This is a genomic window from Actinotignum sp. UMB0459 (genome assembly GCF_051905915.1).
In the GTDB taxonomy this organism is placed as follows: domain Bacteria; phylum Actinomycetota; class Actinomycetes; order Actinomycetales; family Actinomycetaceae; genus Actinotignum; species Actinotignum sanguinis.
This window is the reverse complement of the sequence record NZ_JBQAIK010000018.1, coordinates 85,540-101,256: the sequence shown is the minus strand read 5'-3', so window position 1 is coordinate 101,256 and position 15,717 is coordinate 85,540. Positions and strand designations below refer to the sequence as shown.

At 62.8% G+C, this 15,717-nt stretch carries 13 protein-coding genes and 4 tRNA genes; 15 read left to right on the top strand and 2 right to left on the bottom strand.

From position 1 onward, the window contains the following. Window positions 1-83: 83 nt before the first annotated feature. The 5 genes from ACTFPK_RS07360 to ACTFPK_RS07340 all read left to right on the top strand — a co-directional run bounded on the left by ACTFPK_RS07360 (window position 84) and on the right by ACTFPK_RS07340 (window position 1,983). A tRNA-Tyr gene (locus ACTFPK_RS07360) sits at window positions 84-165 on the top strand. 97 nt (window positions 166-262) lie between these two features. Then, a tRNA-Thr gene (locus tag ACTFPK_RS07355) sits at window positions 263-335 on the top strand. Window positions 336-362: 27 nt separating this feature from the next. After that, a tRNA-Met gene (locus ACTFPK_RS07350) sits at window positions 363-436 on the top strand. A gap of 39 nt (window positions 437-475) precedes the next feature. Next, a complete protein-coding gene (gene rpmG / locus ACTFPK_RS07345) occupies window positions 476-646 on the top strand; it encodes a 50S ribosomal protein L33 (RefSeq protein WP_016443127.1) in 171 nt (56 codons plus the stop codon). Window positions 647-816: 170 nt separating this feature from the next. Next, window positions 817-1,983 (top strand): UDP-N-acetylmuramate dehydrogenase, encoded by a 1,167-nt coding sequence (locus ACTFPK_RS07340; RefSeq protein WP_284883270.1) that lies wholly within the window; start codon window positions 817-819, stop codon window positions 1,981-1,983. Here ACTFPK_RS07340 and ACTFPK_RS07335 read toward each other — a convergent pair. Further along, window positions 1,980-2,999 carry an adenosine deaminase gene (locus tag ACTFPK_RS07335; protein WP_284883271.1) on the bottom strand — a complete coding sequence of 340 codons (1,020 nt, stop codon included), beginning with the start codon at window positions 2,997-2,999 and terminating at the stop codon, window positions 1,980-1,982. The two genes, ACTFPK_RS07340 and ACTFPK_RS07335, sit on opposite strands and share 4 nt — an antisense overlap. Before the next feature lie 172 nt (window positions 3,000-3,171). Between ACTFPK_RS07335 and ACTFPK_RS07330 the strand changes: the two genes are divergently transcribed. Both ACTFPK_RS07330 and phoA read left to right on the top strand, forming a co-directional pair. Continuing rightward, window positions 3,172-4,476 (top strand): phosphotransferase, encoded by a 1,305-nt coding sequence (locus ACTFPK_RS07330; RefSeq protein WP_439911386.1) that lies wholly within the window; start codon window positions 3,172-3,174, stop codon window positions 4,474-4,476. A gap of 208 nt (window positions 4,477-4,684) precedes the next feature. Beyond that, on the top strand, window positions 4,685-8,473 hold the full coding sequence (gene phoA / locus ACTFPK_RS07325; protein ID WP_274732810.1) for an alkaline phosphatase: 3,789 nt from the start codon (window positions 4,685-4,687) through the stop codon (window positions 8,471-8,473). A 90-nt stretch (window positions 8,474-8,563) separates the two neighbouring features. Here the strand turns inward: phoA and ACTFPK_RS07320 are convergent, their stop codons facing one another. Continuing rightward, window positions 8,564-9,772 (bottom strand): pyridoxal phosphate-dependent aminotransferase, encoded by a 1,209-nt coding sequence (locus tag ACTFPK_RS07320; protein ID WP_375712910.1) that lies wholly within the window; start codon window positions 9,770-9,772, stop codon window positions 8,564-8,566. Between the two features lie 201 nt (window positions 9,773-9,973). On the opposite strand from ACTFPK_RS07320, the gene ACTFPK_RS07315 reads away from it, so the two are divergent. From ACTFPK_RS07315 to rplL, 8 genes are all read left to right on the top strand, one after another. After that, window positions 9,974-10,046: transfer RNA gene (locus tag ACTFPK_RS07315), tRNA-Trp, on the top strand. A 55-nt stretch (window positions 10,047-10,101) separates the two neighbouring features. Continuing rightward, complete coding sequence (secE, locus tag ACTFPK_RS07310) at window positions 10,102-10,341, top strand: preprotein translocase subunit SecE (RefSeq protein WP_016443121.1); 240 nt, start codon at window positions 10,102-10,104, stop codon at window positions 10,339-10,341. Window positions 10,342-10,383: 42 nt separating this feature from the next. Continuing rightward, entirely contained in the window at window positions 10,384-11,259 is an 876-nt protein-coding gene (gene nusG / locus ACTFPK_RS07305) for a transcription termination/antitermination protein NusG (protein ID WP_274732806.1), read from the top strand. A 222-nt stretch (window positions 11,260-11,481) separates the two neighbouring features. Then, a complete protein-coding gene (gene rplK / locus ACTFPK_RS07300) occupies window positions 11,482-11,916 on the top strand; it encodes a 50S ribosomal protein L11 (protein ID WP_016443119.1) in 435 nt (144 codons plus the stop codon). 179 nt (window positions 11,917-12,095) lie between these two features. Beyond that, on the top strand, window positions 12,096-12,797 hold the full coding sequence (gene rplA / locus ACTFPK_RS07295) for a 50S ribosomal protein L1 (protein ID WP_126135016.1): 702 nt from the start codon (window positions 12,096-12,098) through the stop codon (window positions 12,795-12,797). Window positions 12,798-12,906: 109 nt separating this feature from the next. Next, window positions 12,907-14,238 carry a hypothetical protein gene (locus ACTFPK_RS07290; RefSeq protein WP_274734855.1) on the top strand — a complete coding sequence of 444 codons (1,332 nt, stop codon included), beginning with the start codon at window positions 12,907-12,909 and terminating at the stop codon, window positions 14,236-14,238. Window positions 14,239-14,495: 257 nt separating this feature from the next. Further along, window positions 14,496-15,017, top strand: coding sequence for a 50S ribosomal protein L10 (rplJ, locus tag ACTFPK_RS07285; RefSeq protein WP_016443116.1), 522 nt, complete (start codon window positions 14,496-14,498; stop codon window positions 15,015-15,017). Between the two features lie 176 nt (window positions 15,018-15,193). Then, complete coding sequence (rplL, locus tag ACTFPK_RS07280; RefSeq protein ID WP_016443115.1) at window positions 15,194-15,583, top strand: 50S ribosomal protein L7/L12; 390 nt, start codon at window positions 15,194-15,196, stop codon at window positions 15,581-15,583. Window positions 15,584-15,717 lie beyond the last annotated feature (134 nt).

Below are 15,717 nucleotides of genomic sequence, written 5' to 3'. Positions count from 1 at the left end.
TAATCTCATCTGGTGCCTTACGGAAGGGCGGTGACTCAGCCTTTCTTCCGCGGGGTGAAAAATACTTCTTCGGAAGTCATATTGGCGGGTTTCCCGAGCGGCCAAAGGGACCTGACTGTAAATCAGATGCGTTACGCTTCGTAGGTTCGAATCCTACACCCGCCACGAAATGTCGAAATGGTTGATCCGTTTCACATTTCTCTTACGCTTGGTTTTTCAGCGTGAATCGAGTAAGCTTGGTACTCGTTGCGAAATCGGCATCGCCCCGATAGCTCAGTCGGCAGAGCGTCTCCATGGTAAGGAGAAGGTCAAGAGTTCGATTCTCTTTCGGGGCTCCGTTGCCGCCTCATGCGGTGACATGAGGCGGGGTAGCTCAGATGGTCAGAGCGCACGACTCATAATCGTGAGGTCGCGGGTTCAATCCCCGCCCCCGCTACTGACTACCAGTAGGGCACAACCTTGAGGAGAAAAAGGAATGGCTAGCAAGTCTGCTGACGTGCGTCCCAAGATCACCCTCGCCTGCGAGGTGTGCAAGGAACGCAATTACATCACGAAGAAGAACCGCCGCAACGATCCGGATCGTCTGCAGCTGAAGAAGTACTGCTCGCGGTGCAACGCCTCCACGAACCATCGCGAAACCCGCTAAAGCGCGGTAGCGTGGTGGTATCTCACCGGGTTTAGCCCGGATGGGGTGCATAGCTCAAGGGAAGCCTGACTGGCTTCCCTTTTTGCTTTTCTGGCGGCCCCGGTCGCGCCGTCGTTCCATCAACGCGCGCACCGCATGCGCCGTCGTCGCTAAAGCCGTAGGCTAGAACAATGAGCTGTACTCTTCCCGAACCTCCCGAACCGCATCACGTGAGCGCGCCGGTCCTCTCCACCCGGGCTCGCAGCGGTGCAAGCACCCTCGCCGAACTCACCACCATCGGCGTGGGTGGTACTTTCACCGAACTCGTGGAAGCCACCACCGAAACCGAAGTGGTGGATACCGTGCGCCGCGCGGACGCGGCCGGCACCCCGCTCCTCATGATTGGGGGCGGCTCAAATATCCTCCCCGCCGACAGTCATTTTGACGGGATCGTGCTGCGTGATATGCGCTCCGGAATCGTGCTGGACTCGCTGGGCAGTTGCGAAGGCGCGAATTTCTCCGTGCTACCGGGAACCCCGTGGGATGACCTTGTAGTCCACGCGATTTCCCAGGACTGGGGCGGTTTTGAGGCGCTTTCTGGCATTCCTGGGAGTGTGGGGGCGGCACCGGTGCAAAATATTGGGGCCTACGGGCAAGAAGTTGCCGCGACCCTCGCGCGTCTCAAGGTCTATGACCGGCGTGAAGAACGTATCCGCACCCTGTTTCTCGCGGATATGCGCCTGGGGTATCGCACCTCGATCCTCAAGGAAACCATTGGGGAATACGGGCCGAGCCCTCGTTATATCGTCCTTGAGGTGACTTTCCAAACCAAGCTGTCCAATGTGTCCGATCCCATCGGCTACGCGCAGCTGGCCCGCCACCTCGGGGTGGAGCTCGGGGCGCGGGTGCCCTCAGAAACGGTGCGGGAGGCGGTGCTGGAGCTGCGGGGTAGCAAAGGCATGGTCCTCAATAATGCCGACCGCGATACGTATTCGTGCGGTTCTTTCTTCACCAACCCGGTACTCACCACCGCGCAAGCGCAGCGGTTGCCGGAGGACGCCCCGCGTTACGAGGTACACGACGCCGCGCACGCAACCCTGAGCGGAGGCGCTCCGGTGGTTGATGGGCTGGTCAAAACCTCAGCCGCGTGGTTGATTGAGCATGCCGGGTTCACCCGCGGTTACGGGCACGGTCCGGCTCGGCTCTCCTCCAAGCACACCCTGGCGCTCACCAATGGCGGGGGAGCTACCGGGGCTCAGCTACGCGCCCTCGCCCGGGAAATTCAGGCGGGGGTGAAAGAAGCTTTCGGGGTGGTTCTCCATCCCGAACCGGTCGTGCTCGGCGGCTTGGACGCTTAGTTGTCTGCCTCCAGCCACGCATCAACTTCCGCGAGCCAGGCGCGCTTCGAGGAAGCGGAAGCGAAGGAGGCCCGGATGGAGCGGCGGGCCAATTCTGCCAGTTCAGAATCGGAAAAACCCTGGCGGCGCGCGATATCGTACTGGTCGTTGAGGCGGGCCAGGAAGAGTAGCGGGTCATCGGCACCCAGAGCGATGAGCGCCCCAGCATCAAATAGCGTGCGCAGGGGAACGTCCTCATTTTCACGGAACACCCCGAGCGACACATTCGAGGCGGGGCAGACCTCCAGCGCGATCCCGCGCTCCACAATCTCAGCAACGAGGTCGCGATCCTCGGCGGCTCGCACCCCGTGGCCGAGTCTGTCTGGATTCAGGTGCGTGATGACTTCGCGCAGATGCTCAGGGCCGAGTAATTCCCCGCCGTGGGGGACGGAACGCAGGCCGGCCCTCCTGGCGATGCGGAAAGCTGCCTCAAATTCCGCGGTGCGCCCGCGCCGCTCATCATTGGAGAGCCCGAAACCTACCACGTCACCGGGAGCGTCCCCGGCGTAGCGGGCGGCGAGGCGCGCTAGGGTGCGGGCATCAAGGGGATGACGGGTGCGTGATGCCGCCACGATGACCCCCACCTCAACACCGGTCTCCCGGGTGGCTGCTTTCGCTTCGTCTAAAACAATCTCGAGGGCCGGGGTAATACCACCAACGTAAGGGGCGTAGGAGGTCGGGTCGATTTGGATTTCCAGGCGGCGGGAGCCTTCGGCACGGTCGGCTCGGGCCGCTTCGCGTACGATACGTCGCATTGCTTCTTCGGATCGCACGACGGCGCGCGCAGCATCGTAGGCGCGTTGGAAACGGAACCACCCACGCTGGTCCGCGGGCACCTGCATCGCCACGTTATCGGTGAGGTTTTCGGGCAGGCGCACGCCGGCACAGCGGGCCATATCCACGAGGCTGGGGACGCTCAGCGAGCCGGTGAAGTGCACATGCACGTGGGCTTTGGGGAGGGCAGCAAGGTTACGCACCCCTCCATCTTCCCACGCCGGCGGCACGCGTGAGGTGCGGGCACCCGCAGCGTGGCGCGCGCCGGCCGTGCCGAGTCGTGCCTGGTCGTGATCGGTGGCGCCGGGCGGGTAGCGTGCCGGCGGGCCGCGCGCCCGCATTGTGCCACCGGGGTGGATGCGGCACTATTGTTCTATGGCTGCATCTTCGGAAAGCGCTGATTTAGCGCTGCTGACCGGCCCGGACGCCGGGTCGATGCTCGCCACCGCACTTCCAGCTTGGCAGCTCCAATCCTGGGCGGTCCACCGCGTCAATCACCGCCCCGGGGCCGGCGTGACGGTGAGCTACACCGTGACCGCGCGCGCCCGCGGAGAAGGTGGGCGCCCCACCGGCAGTCCGCGAGAAAAATATGTTTGTGCCTCCACCGCGCAGCTCTCCCAAGCCTTCACCCCTACCCTCGTTCGTCTGACCCACCGGGATACCGCCGTCTGGGTGTGGGAATACCCCCATGACCCGGAGCTTCCCGCCTTGCCGCTGGCCGTCACCCCGAGCCGGATATCTGGATTTTTGGGAGAAAAAGTTACGGTCGAACTCAAGAGCTACCGGCCCACCAGGCGCGCCGTCGTCAAAGTTACTACCCGGGGTGGCGGAACTGCTTTCGCAAAAGTGCTGCGCCCACCCGCAGCGCAATCCTTGGCTAAACGCCATCGTATGCTAGGGGAATCCGGGGTTCTTGCCCCGCGGGTGGTGCGCGAAGACCCGAGTGGCCTCGTTCTTATTTCCACCCTCCCGGGCGAGCCACTGGCCAATTGGTTGGCGCGCGGGCTGGGGGAGCACAGTGTCGCGCTTTTCAATACCCTCTGGAATCTCCAAGAAAGCCTGCCAGCCGCGGCCGTCCACCTTACCCACCGGCCGGCCTGGGCGGATCGGGTGGGCCACTACGCGCACGCCGCCGCGGTCGCGCTCCCCGGTATCGCAGCTCGAGCCCACGCGGTGGCCAGCGGAGTGACGCAGATGATGGCCAGCCTTGATCCCGGACCCATCGTGCCCGTGCACGGAGACTTCTACGAAGCCAATATTTTCGTGCAGCGTGGTCCATCCGCGCCCGCAGCCGCGCACACCTTTACCTCCACCTCTACCCCCACGGGGTGGATCGCGGGGGTTATTGATGTGGATTCCCTTGGCCCGGGGTATCGCGCCGATGACTGGGCCTGCTTGCTCGGGCATATGAGCGTGCTGCCTCACCTGGCTCCGACCGCCTATCCGCACCTGCGTTCCATCCTGGGGCAGTGGTGCGCCCTACTAGAACAGCGTTTACCTGCCGCCCCCGTATACGCGCGGGCTGCCGGAGTGACCCTCTCCCTTGTTGCTGGGGCCGCGCGCACCGACGGCACCCGCTGGGAACACGATGCCCTCGGGAGGCTGCGCGAAGCCGAACATTGGCTTTCCCGGGCTCGTTACCTGGCCGGATATGGGGGGAATGCCTACTTGCGCGGATAGCATGCGCGCCCGATGCGCTCGCCGGCCGGCGGGCGGCGTCGTCGCTATGACCGTCCGTAGTGCGTGCCTGAATATTCACGCGCGTACCGCGCACCCACCGCATATCCCACGCACTGTTAACCTCCGCGTTACATTCTGATTGCTTTCTGGTAAATGAATTAAGTGAATCTAGGAGGGCCCACGTTCTGTTAGAAGGGATAAAAGGACAATGGGATCCTCACATTTCACTGCCCGGCGCGCGGTGGCAGCAGCAGCTGTTGCCGCGGTCGGCTTCTCGGCGCTCGCGGGAGGTGCCGCTTCGGCGGAAAACACCACCTACCGCACCGCAAACGGGCCGGAAAACTGCGTAATTTTCGATTCGCAAGGAAACGTTATTCCGCCCAAACCCGGTGATTGCGCGCAATTCGGTAAGGCGGGCCAGGGGCGTTCCAACGCCAAGGCCCGCAACGTTATCCTCATTATTGGTGACGGCATGGGCCAGTCGGAAATTACCGCGGCCCGCAACTACCTCAAGGGCGCCTCGGGGCGTTTTGAAGGTATTGATGAGCTCACCTCTGAAGGCATGTACACGCACCATTCGGTCAATAAGGATGGTTCTTTCAATTACGTGACTGATTCGGCCGCCTCGGGTACCGCCTGGGCCACCGGTACGAAGACGTACAACGGAGCTATCGGCGTGGATCTGGCCGGCAAACCGGTGCAGAACCTCATTGAGCAGGCCAAGAATGCCGGAATGCGTACCGGCAACGTGACCACCTCCGATATTCAAGATGCCACCCCGGCCGTGATGGGTGCGCATTCCACCAGCCGCAGCTACTACGCTCCCTCCGGGAAGTCGAAGCCGGCCAAGGGCGCGGATCTGCGGGAAAACGGCGGGCTCGGCTCCATTTCGGAGCAAATTGTGGACACCCGCGCCGATGTCACCCTGGGTGGCGGTGCGAAGTACTTCGATGCCACGGTGACCACGGCCTCCGGAAACACCAACCCCTTCCTCGAGGGCGCGGCCAAGTACAACACCCAGTGGGAAGCCAATAAGTCGGTTGTTGATAACGCCCGCGCGAACGGTTTCCAGGTGGCAACCACCGCGGATGAACTCGCGGGAATCACCAAGGCAAACCAGGAGTCCCCGGTTCTCGGACTCTTCGCTCCCTCGAATATGACCACCGCGTACAAGTCCTCCCAGGCGAAGGTGGGCGGGGCCAAGGCCGATCCGCTCACCTGCGAAAAGCAGGATATTGGCACCCAGCCCGAGCTAGTGGATATGACCCGCAAGGCCATCGAGCTCCTCGATGATCCGAGCGCGGAAAAGGGCTTCTTCCTCCAGGTCGAATCCGCCTCCATTGACAAGCGCGATCACGCTTCGGATGCTTGCGGGCAGATCGGGGAAACTGATCGCCTCGACCAGGCCACCAAGGTCGCCCTGGACTTCGCGAAGAAGGACGGTCAGACCCTCGTTATCGTGACCGCGGATCACTCGCATACCGCGCAGATTGTGTCCGACGGCGACGACCACGTGGGCCCCGTGACCCGCCTGACCACCGCCGATGGTTCCCCGATGTCCATCCTCTACGGCACCACTCCGGTGCGTGAGGACGGCACTAATGCCGGTTCCCAGCAGCACACCGGTGCGCAGCTGCGCGTGGCGGCCTACGGCCCCGGCGAAGAAAACGTGCTGGGCCAAACCGACCAAACCGACCTCTTCTACACCATCGGTAATGCGCTGTCGCTCAACGCCGAAGCCTCCACCGCTGCCAGCGATGCCGAACTGGCCAAGCCGGTCGCCGGCGGGGCTAAGATGGCCATCGCCGTGGACGAAAACGGCAAGGTGACCGTGCCGGCCCCCGGTGACTTCGCCCAGTACGGGAAGAACGGCGAGCAGCGTTCGGATGCCAAGGCTAAGAACGTGGTGCTCTTCATCGGTGACGGGATGGGTGATTCGGAAATCACCTCTGCCCGCAACTACCTCTACGGTGCGAACGGGCGCCTGCCCGGTATCGATAACCTCGAGTACACCGGTTCCTACACCCACTTCTCCATTGACCGCGACGGCGCCATTAACTACGTGACCGATTCGGCCGCTTCGGGCACCGCCTGGGCTACCGGCACGAAGACGTACAACGGCGCTATCGGCGTGGACCTGGCGCAAAAGCCCCAGGAGAACCTCCTGGAGAAGGCGAAGCGGGCCGGGCTCAAGACCGGTAATATCACCACCTCCGAAGTGCAGGATGCGACCCCGGCGGTGATGGGTGCCCACGTGACCAGTCGCTCGCATTACGCTCCCTCCGGGAACGCGAAACCCGCCAAGGGCTCGGATCTGCGTGAAAATGGCGGAATGGGCTCGATTTCCGAACAGCTCGTGGATACCCGCGCGGACGTGACGATGGGCGGTGGCGCGAAGTACTTCGACGCCGAAGTCCAGGTGTCCGGTACCTGGGGTGAGACGACGCGGTGGACGGCCGGTAAGTCCGTGCTGGAAAACGCGCGTGATAACGATTTCCAGATTGTGACGACGGCGGAGCAGATGGCTGCCCTGACCGAAGCCAACCAGGATAAGCCGGTCCTTGGCCTCTTCACCCCCGGTAATATGCCGCGCATGTTCAACGAGTCGGTCCCGACTCCGGGTAAACCGGAAAACTACGAGACCTGCACGATCAACCCGAAGCGCACCGCCGATGTTCCCACCCTGGCGGCCATGACCCAAAAGTCCATGGATCTGCTCAAGAACGACACCGGATTCTTCCTCCAGGTGGAAGCCGCCTCGATTGATAAGGCTGATCACGGCGCGGATGCTTGCGGTCAGATTGGTGAGCTGGATGATTTGGATCAGGCCGTTGCGGTGGCGCAGCGCTGGGCCAAGGAGAATGGCGAGCCCACCCTTATCCTCGTGACTGCCGATCACGCTCACACCTCGCAGATCGTGGGGGTGGGAAGCACCACCTCGGGCGTGAACACCATCCTCAAGACGGTGGATGGCGATTATATGCAGATGTCCTACAACACCGCGGCCTCCAATGAGGTGGCGCGCGGCGGCCAGGGCCACACCGGCGCGCAGCTGCGTATCGCGGCCTCGGGTCCGGGCGCAGAAAACGTGATCGGGCGTACCGACCAGACCGACCTCCACTACACCGTGGCGAATGCGCTCGGCCTGGATAAGGAATCGCAGCCGGTTGTCAACCAGTTCGTTAAGGAAGGTGCGAAGCCGGATCCGAGCGTGGAGCCGAGCGTTGATCCCAGTGTTGATCCGACCGTCAATCCGACTCCGGATCCGACCGTGGATCCCACCCCGGATCCCAGCGCTCCGGTAACGCCTTCCGATAACGGAAACACCTTCTACGTCTCCAACAACTGGACGGCCACCGTGGCCCAAGCTGTGTTCAGCTTCGGACGCGCCGGCGACGACGTATTCGTGGGTGACTGGAACGGGGATGGCAAGGATAGCTTCGCGGTACGCCGCGGCAATACCTTCTACGTTTCCGATACTCTCCAGGGTGGTAAGGCGCCCGTTGAATTCTCCTACGGTAAGGCCGGGGACACCGTGCTCGTGGGTGACTGGAATGGCGACGGTAAGGATACCTTCGCGGTCCAGCGCGGCAATACTTTCTACGTAGCGAACTCGCTCAAGAGCGGGGACGCGGATGAAGTTATCAGCTACGGCCGCTACGGGGACACCCCGCTGGTCGGTGACTGGGATGGGGATGGCAAGGATAGCTTCGCGGTGCACCGCGGCAACGTTATCTTCGTCAAGAACACCATTGTCTCGGGGAACGCCGATACCCAGTTCTCCTACGGTAAAGCCGCCGATGAAGTCTTCACCGGAGATTTCGACGGTAATGGCACGGACACCTTCGCGGTGCGCCGCGGCAACGCGCTGCTCGTGAAGAACTCCCTCAATGCAGGACCGGCCGATCTCACGCTCCATTACGGGCGCGTTGCTGACGAACTCTTCGTCGGTGACTGGGACGGTAACGGCACCGACACTCCGGCGGTGCGGCGCTAAATACCAGCGCTAAACTTGCCTGACTAACGGGTAACAACACTGTGGGCCGCGGCGGAAACGTCGCGGCCCACAGTATTGAAAAGAAGGCTGTTAGGCGAAGTACTCGCGCAGTCGCGCCATGCCTTCGGCCAGCTCGACATCGGAGAGCGCGTAGGAGAAGCGCAGGAAGCCGCCTACCCCGAAAGCCTCCCCGGGCACCGCGGCCACATTAATATCGCTGAGAAGCTGATCGGCCAGTTCCAGGGAGCTCGTGGCGCGGCGGGGGCCCGTCCCGCCCAGCAGGCCTGCGACGTCGGCAAAAACATAGAAAGCGCCATCCGGGGGCGCAACGTTCACCCCGTCGATACTGGCCAGTTCGCTGACGATGCGGCTGCGGCGCCGCGCGAAGCCCGCGCGCATCTCCTCAATGCGGTCGCGCGGGCCGGTGAGTGCGGCGATGGTGGCACGCTGCGCCACATTATTGATATTCCCGGTCAGATGCGAATGCACCCGTTTGACCGCGGCGATGACGTCCGAGGGGCCGTAAAGCCAGCCAACCCGCCACCCCGTCATGGCGAAAGACTTCGAGACCCCACCGATAACGAGGGTTTGCTGGGCCAGTTCGGGAACTTCGGCCAGCGGGTAGGCCGTGCGTACCCCGTCGTAAGTGAGGTGTTCGTAAATTTCATCGACCACCAGCCAAATCCCGTGCTCGAGGGCCCAGGCACCGATGGCGCGCACTTCCGCGGCGCTATAGACCGCCCCGGTGGGGTTGGTGGGTGAGCACAGCAGCAGCGCCTTCGTCTTATCGGTGCGGGCCGCTTCGAGCTGCGCCACGCTCACTTTGAAGCCCTGCGCCGGGGGCGCGTACACCTCGGTGACGGTACCGCCGAAGAGCTTAATGACTTCCGGGTAGGTCACCCAGTAGGGGGAGGGGAGGAGCACGTTATCGCCCGGGTCGATAAGCGCCGCCCAGGCTTCAAAGTTCGCTTGCTTGGCGCCGTTAGTAACGACGACGTCGCCCGGGGAAATCCGCACCTTCGCATCGAACGCGACTTTGGCGCAAATCGCCTCGCGCAGTTCCGGCAAGCCATTGGGATCGGAATACTTGTGATTCCGGATATCCCCGGTGGCGGCGGCCGCTGCGGCCACGATATGAGCCGGGGTGGGGAAGTCCGGTTCCCCGGCCCCGAAGGAAATAATGGGGCGGCCGGCCGCCCGCAGCTCACGCTGGCGGGCATCCACCGCGAGAGTGGCGGAGGGCGCAAGTGCTTCCAGGCGCGCAGAAACGCGGCGCGGGGTCTTCGACGTCGGTGTAATACTCACCCTCCCATTAAACACTGTTCTGGATGGAGCTGTGACCTTTCTCCAAGGACAGGGACGGAAGTGGACGTCCGGAGCGTTATCGACTATGCTATTCCGGGTATGACGGCCTTACGGTCGTGATGCACCAACGTCCACCTGGCGGCCGGCGCTCGCGGAGCGTTCCGGTTTCAGGCATAATGGTGGAGTTGCCAACCTAGGGTAGTGGCGCAATTGGTAGCGCATCGGTCTCCAAAACCGGCGGTTGGGGGTTCGAGTCCCTCCTACCCTGCTCCTGCCCCGCCAATACTGACGGGGCATTGTTACGACGAGGAAAAGGACGCACTGTGAAGGAAGTTGCAGCATCCAAGTCCTCCAAGGGCGCTGCGGAGAAGAAGGGTTTCTTTGCCCGGCTCGCGCAGTTCTTCCACGAAATCTTCGGTGAATTGAAGCGCGTCCAGCGCCCCTCCCGGGAGGAACTGGGGCAGCTGTTCACCACGGTGGTGCTCTTCATTCTCGCCGTGATGGTCTTTATCGGAATCTTCGATCTTATTTTCGGTCGCGCCACCGTCTGGATCTTCGGGTAGGTCCAGAACCAGGGCCGGCCCCAAGAACAGTGAGGGAACAGCGTGTCTGAGAACGTTACCGAACACGGCGATCTTTTTATGGAACCGGGTGCCACCGTGCCTGCTGCGGAGGCTGCTCCCAGCGCGGATTCCCTCACCGATACCACCACCTCGGAAGCTGTAGCCGCGGAAGAAACCGCCGGTGCCACTCTTGAAGAAGCTCCCGGAGCCGCCGCGGAAACTGACGAGTCCTCCGAAACCGAGGCCCCTGCACCCGCCGCGGATGCCGCTCCCCGTTCTTCCAAGAAGGACAAGAAGAAGGACGGCATCGTCACCGAAGAAGAGGTGCGAGCCAAGCTCAAGGGCCTGGAAGGCCGCTGGTACGTGCTCCATACGTACTCCGGTTACGAAAAGCGCGTCAAGCAGGACTTGGAAGTCCGTCTCGTCTCCATGAACATGGAGGACTACATCTTCCAGATCGAAGTCCCCATGGAAGAAGTCTTCGAAGTGCGCCGCGGGCAGCGCAAGCTCGTGTCCCGAGTGCGCATGCCCGGTTACGTGCTTATTCGCATGAATCTCACCGATGATTCCTGGCGCGTGGTGCAGTCCACCAACGGCGTCACCGGATTCGTGGGCAATGGTCGTACCCCGGTGGCCCTCACCTTTGATGAGGTTGTCACCATGCTGACTCCCGTGGTGGAAGCCGCCGCGGCGGACGAAGCGCGCGCGGCGGGCCTGCCCACCGGCGCGGCCCCGGAAACCATCGCTCCCTTCGAGGTGGGCGATCCGGTTACCCTCACCGCCGAACCGTGGGCCGGGATGCCGGCCACCGTTTCGGAGATCGACGCCGAAAACCAGCGCCTCACCGTTATGATGACCCTCGTCGGCCAGGAAACCCCGGTGGAGCTCTCCTTCGCCCAGGTGCGCAAGGAAGACTAACGCCCTCCTGGCCGCTGCGCCGTCGTCGTACTTTTATACTCGTGAGTGCGTATAGGCGTGCCCGTTTTGAGAAAACCTGCACGTATCGCGCGTCATTTTGCATAAGCTCCGCGGTGTGTCTCACACGGGCGGGGCTTTGTGCATCGCTCACTTTCCCGTAATATAGATAGGCGTGCCGTCGCTAGCCATTGCGACGGCTGTTCAATGAGAAAAGGACCAGATATGGCACCGAAGAAGAAGGTTGCAGGCTTCATTAAGCTACAGATTCCTGCCGGCCAGGCCACCCCGGCCCCGCCGGTTGGTCCGGCTCTCGGTCAGCACGGCGTGAACATTGTTGAGTTCACGAAGGCGTACAACGCCGCGACCGAATCCCAGCGCGGAAACATCGTCCCGGTGGAAATCACCGTCTACGAGGACCGCACATTTGATTTCGTTCTCAAGACCCCGCCGGCGGCGCAGCTCATTAAGAAGGCTGCCGGGGTGCAGAAGGGTTCTCCCACTCCGCACACCCAGAAGGTTGGGCACCTCACGGCTGACCAGCTTCGCGAAATCGCGAAGATCAAGGAGCCGGATCTCAATGCGAATGACATTGATAACGCCGCCCGCATCATTGCCGGCACCGCCCGCTCTATGGGCATCACCTCGGACGCTATCTAAATAGATAGCTGAGTTGTTGGCGGGGCGGCGCCGTCGTTCCACCACGAACCGAGATCACAACTTAACCGGACCTGAGAGCATCGAGCAACCGCGCTCTCAGCGTCTGCAGGTTCCCGCGCGGAACCGTGGAAGGGCCACGCAGGCTCGTTGACCACACCTGCACTAAAGGAGAAGCAGAAATGGCAAAGCGCTCGAAGGCATACCGCGCCGCAGCAGAAAAGATTGCGGACGGCGTGCTCTACACCCCCGCGGAGGCAATGCGCCTCGCGAAGGAAACGTCGGTGACGAAGTTTGACGCAACCGTTGAGGTTGTGTTCCGTCTCGGCGTGGATCCGCGTAAGGCGGATCAGATGGTTCGCGGTACCGTGAGCCTGCCCAATGGCACCGGCAAGACCGCCCGGGTGATCGTCTTCGCCCAGGGCGAGCGGGCCCAGCAGGCGATCGAAGCTGGCGCGGACGAAGTTGGCAGCGACGAACTCATTGAACGCGTTGCCGGCGGCTGGACCGATTTCGATTCGGCTGTGGCCACCCCGGATATGATGGGCAAGGTCGGTCGCCTCGGCCGCGTGCTCGGCCCCCGTGGTCTCATGCCGAACCCCAAGACCGGCACCGTTACCATGGACGTGGCGAAGGCTGTCAGCGATATTAAGGGCGGCCGTATCGAATTCCGCGTGGACAAGAACTCCAACTTGCCCTTCATCATCGGCAACACTTCCTTCACCGAGCAGCAGCTCCTGGAGAACTACGCTGCCGCTTACGAAGAGATCATGCGTCTCAAGCCGTCCTCCTCGAAGGGCCGCTACATTCTCAAGGCCACCGTGTCCACCACGATGGGCCCGGGTATTCCGATTGACGCTGCCAAGACTCGCGCCGAAGCCTAAGGTAGAGCTGCGGGCTCGGCAGTAATGCTGTATCGCGAAAGGCGGGGATCCTCAGGGGTCTCCGCCTTTCGCGTTTTTTCTTGTCGTAACCGTGCTTTAGGCTAGATCCGTGACTTCCCATCCGCATGTACGTGACACATTGCTCGCCTGCCTCCTCATGGCGCTCTGCCTGGGGTGGGCGGCCTGGGCCTTCGCGCACAACCCGTCCATCAATCCCGTGGGGGAGTGGACCTACCTGGACTACTCCCTCAAAGCCTCCCACGGCAGCATTCCCGCTCCCGGGGATGTGATGGCCCCGCAGGCACGTCAAGCTTGGGCCTGTCACGCCCCGGCGGGCACGGCCATCACCCCGCCTCCCTGCGCGGCATGGGATCAGGTGGCCCCCGCGGAGTGGCCCTATCGTGCGGAAAACTACAATGCTTTCCACCCGCCGCTGTATTTTTTGGTCGACGGCGCCATCGCACGCCTGGCCGGTATGGCGGGACTGAGCTTTCTCACGGGGGCGCGCCTGGGTTCGGCCGTGCTGGTGGCTGTCGGCGTGGGGCTCTTCTATGCCGCACTGCGCGCGTGGCGGTTGAGCCCGGCGGTGTCCTTCGCCGCGGCGCTTTTCTTCCTGGCGGTGCCCTCGGTGGCGGCAAGTGCCACCATGGTGCATAACGATGCCGTTGGTCCGCTGGCCGGTGCGGCCGCGGTCTGGCTGAGCGCGCGCATCGTGGTGGGGAAAAAGACCGGCTGGGTGCTGCCCGCGCTTATAACCGCAGCTATTTGCCTTTCCCGAGTCATTTCCGTTACCGGAATTCTGGCCGTGCTGGTACCTGTCGCGCTTGCTATCTGCTGGCCGCGAGTGGCCGGATTCGGGCGCACGGAGCGGCGGCCCCTCGCGGTGTTGCTCGGTACTCAGATCCTCACGGTGGCGGCCTGCTACCTGGGCTGGGATGCAATCCAGGGCGCTCGAACCCCGGAGGGGTATGTGCCCGCTATTAACGCGATTTCCACCTCCCCGGTCAGTGAAGCTAGCACCGGAACCTTGCTTCTCAGCCTCCTCAACCCCTATGGCCTGACTAATCCCGGAGCGAAGTATCACTTCTCCCCGGAGCTCATCTCCACTCCCACCCAAATCTGGGGGACGGCTGCCTACCTGATATTGCTGGCTGGCCCGTTGCTTGCCCTGGTGCTGGGGTTGCGCTCGGTGCGCGGGCGGGTTCTCGGGCTTTCGGGCGCTACCGGGCCCCTCATCGTCGGAGTGGTGGTCCAGGTGCGGGAAATTATCAACGGCGGCCTGTATTTCCGTTCCATTCCGCGCCGCTACGGAATCGCCAATGTGGCTGGGGCGCTAGCCGCCATCGCCCACCTCGCTGACCGGCCTATCTGGCGCGGTGTGCTCATGGGTGCGGGGGCGCTGGGTTACCTGTGTATGCTCGCTGGGCCGGTATGGGCCTAGCTGCGCCGTCATACCTCCCGGCTGCGCCCGTGAGGCAAGCCACGCTACTCGGCCTTGGCGTGGCCGCGCGAAAACGATAGACTAGCCGATGCCAAAGACCGCAGGTTCCAACGGGATCAAACTCGCACCGCGAGGCCAGCGCAGGTAAGAACAGAGCTGAATGTTGCCGTGCTCACGGCAGGTCATCCAAGCCCCGTGCCTTACCGCGCGGGGCTTTTTCGTTGCCGATCCTGCGGGTAAGACCGGAAGGAGGCCCCATGGCACGGACCGATAAGTCTGCAGCGATTGCGGAACTCAAGGAGCTCTTCGAGAACTCCACCGCTGTGCTGTTTACTGAGTACCGTGGCCTGACGGTCGGCCAGATGAAAGATCTGCGCCGGTCGTTCCAGGGTGGAGCTGTCTACAAGGTCGCCAAGAACACTCTTCTTGACATCGCCGCGAAGCAGGCCGGAATCGAGGTAGCGGAGGGGACCTTCCAGGGTCCGACCGCCGTTGCTTTCGTTACCGGTGAAGCTCCGGAAGCCGCGAAGGCTCTCAAGACCTTCGCCAAGGAGAACGAAGCCCTTATCCTCAAGGGCGGCGTGATGGACGGCGCTCAGCTGTCCGCAGACGACGTCAAGCAGCTCGCGGAACTCGAATCCCGCGAAGTCCTGCTGGCCAAGTCCGCCGGTGTTCTCAAGGCGCTCATGTACCAGGCAGCGTACGTACTCAACGCGCCGGCCACCAAGGCCGTTCGCACCATCGACGCCTTGCGCGCCAAGCAGGAAGCGGCTGCGTAGCCGCTTCCACCTCGAGATATTACGGATATCGGATATCACGAATATCTCGGAGTTTTCGCGGCTCGGCATACGCGTCGCGGAGCGGCCCTCAGCCGCGCACCCAGTTAGATCTGCCGGCCAGGTAAGTCTGCCGGCCAGATAGAGATCTGCTCGCTAGAGCGGAAAGGAAGGCCATCATGGCTAAGCTCTCGACCGAAGAGCTCATTGCAGCTTTCAAGGAGCTCACCCTCGTTGAGCTCAACGATTTCGTCAAGGCGTTCGAAGAGGAATTCGACGTTGAAGCCGCGGCTCCCGTTGCCGCCGTTGCCGCTCCGGCCGCTGCCGGTGGCGACGCCGGTGCCGCCGCCGAAGAAAAGTCCGACTTCGATGTTGTCCTCGAAGCCGCTGGCGACAAGAAGGTTGCGGTCATCAAGGAAGTCCGCGCCCTCACCTCCCTCGGCCTCAAGGAAGCCAAGGACCTCGTGGACTCGGCCCCCAAGGCCGTCCTCGAAGGTGTGGACAAGGATACCGCCGACAAGGCCAAGGAAGCCCTCGAGGGCGCCGGCGCCACCGTTACCCTCAAGTAACACGGCACGCCGAGTCATTCGGCTTATCGGCTGAGCAATCAGCCGGCGGGGCGCGAGCTTTGTGCTCGCGCCCCCGTTTTACAAGCGGATACGCCCCGGCGTATCCGCTTGTTTGTGTATGCGCTCTCACGTGA

Coding starts and splice junctions, on each gene's coding strand:
- rpmG (WP_016443127.1), top strand. CDS start 476: ATGGCTAGCAAGTCTGCTGACGTGCGTCCCAAGATCACCCTCGCCTGC.
- ACTFPK_RS07340 (WP_284883270.1), top strand. CDS start 817: ATGAGCTGTACTCTTCCCGAACCTCCCGAACCGCATCACGTGAGCGCG.
- ACTFPK_RS07330 (WP_439911386.1), top strand. CDS start 3,172: ATGGCTGCATCTTCGGAAAGCGCTGATTTAGCGCTGCTGACCGGCCCG.
- phoA (WP_274732810.1), top strand. CDS start 4,685: ATGGGATCCTCACATTTCACTGCCCGGCGCGCGGTGGCAGCAGCAGCT.
- rplK (WP_016443119.1), top strand. CDS start 11,482: ATGGCACCGAAGAAGAAGGTTGCAGGCTTCATTAAGCTACAGATTCCT.
- rplA (WP_126135016.1), top strand. CDS start 12,096: ATGGCAAAGCGCTCGAAGGCATACCGCGCCGCAGCAGAAAAGATTGCG.
- rplJ (WP_016443116.1), top strand. CDS start 14,496: ATGGCACGGACCGATAAGTCTGCAGCGATTGCGGAACTCAAGGAGCTC.
- rplL (WP_016443115.1), top strand. CDS start 15,194: ATGGCTAAGCTCTCGACCGAAGAGCTCATTGCAGCTTTCAAGGAGCTC.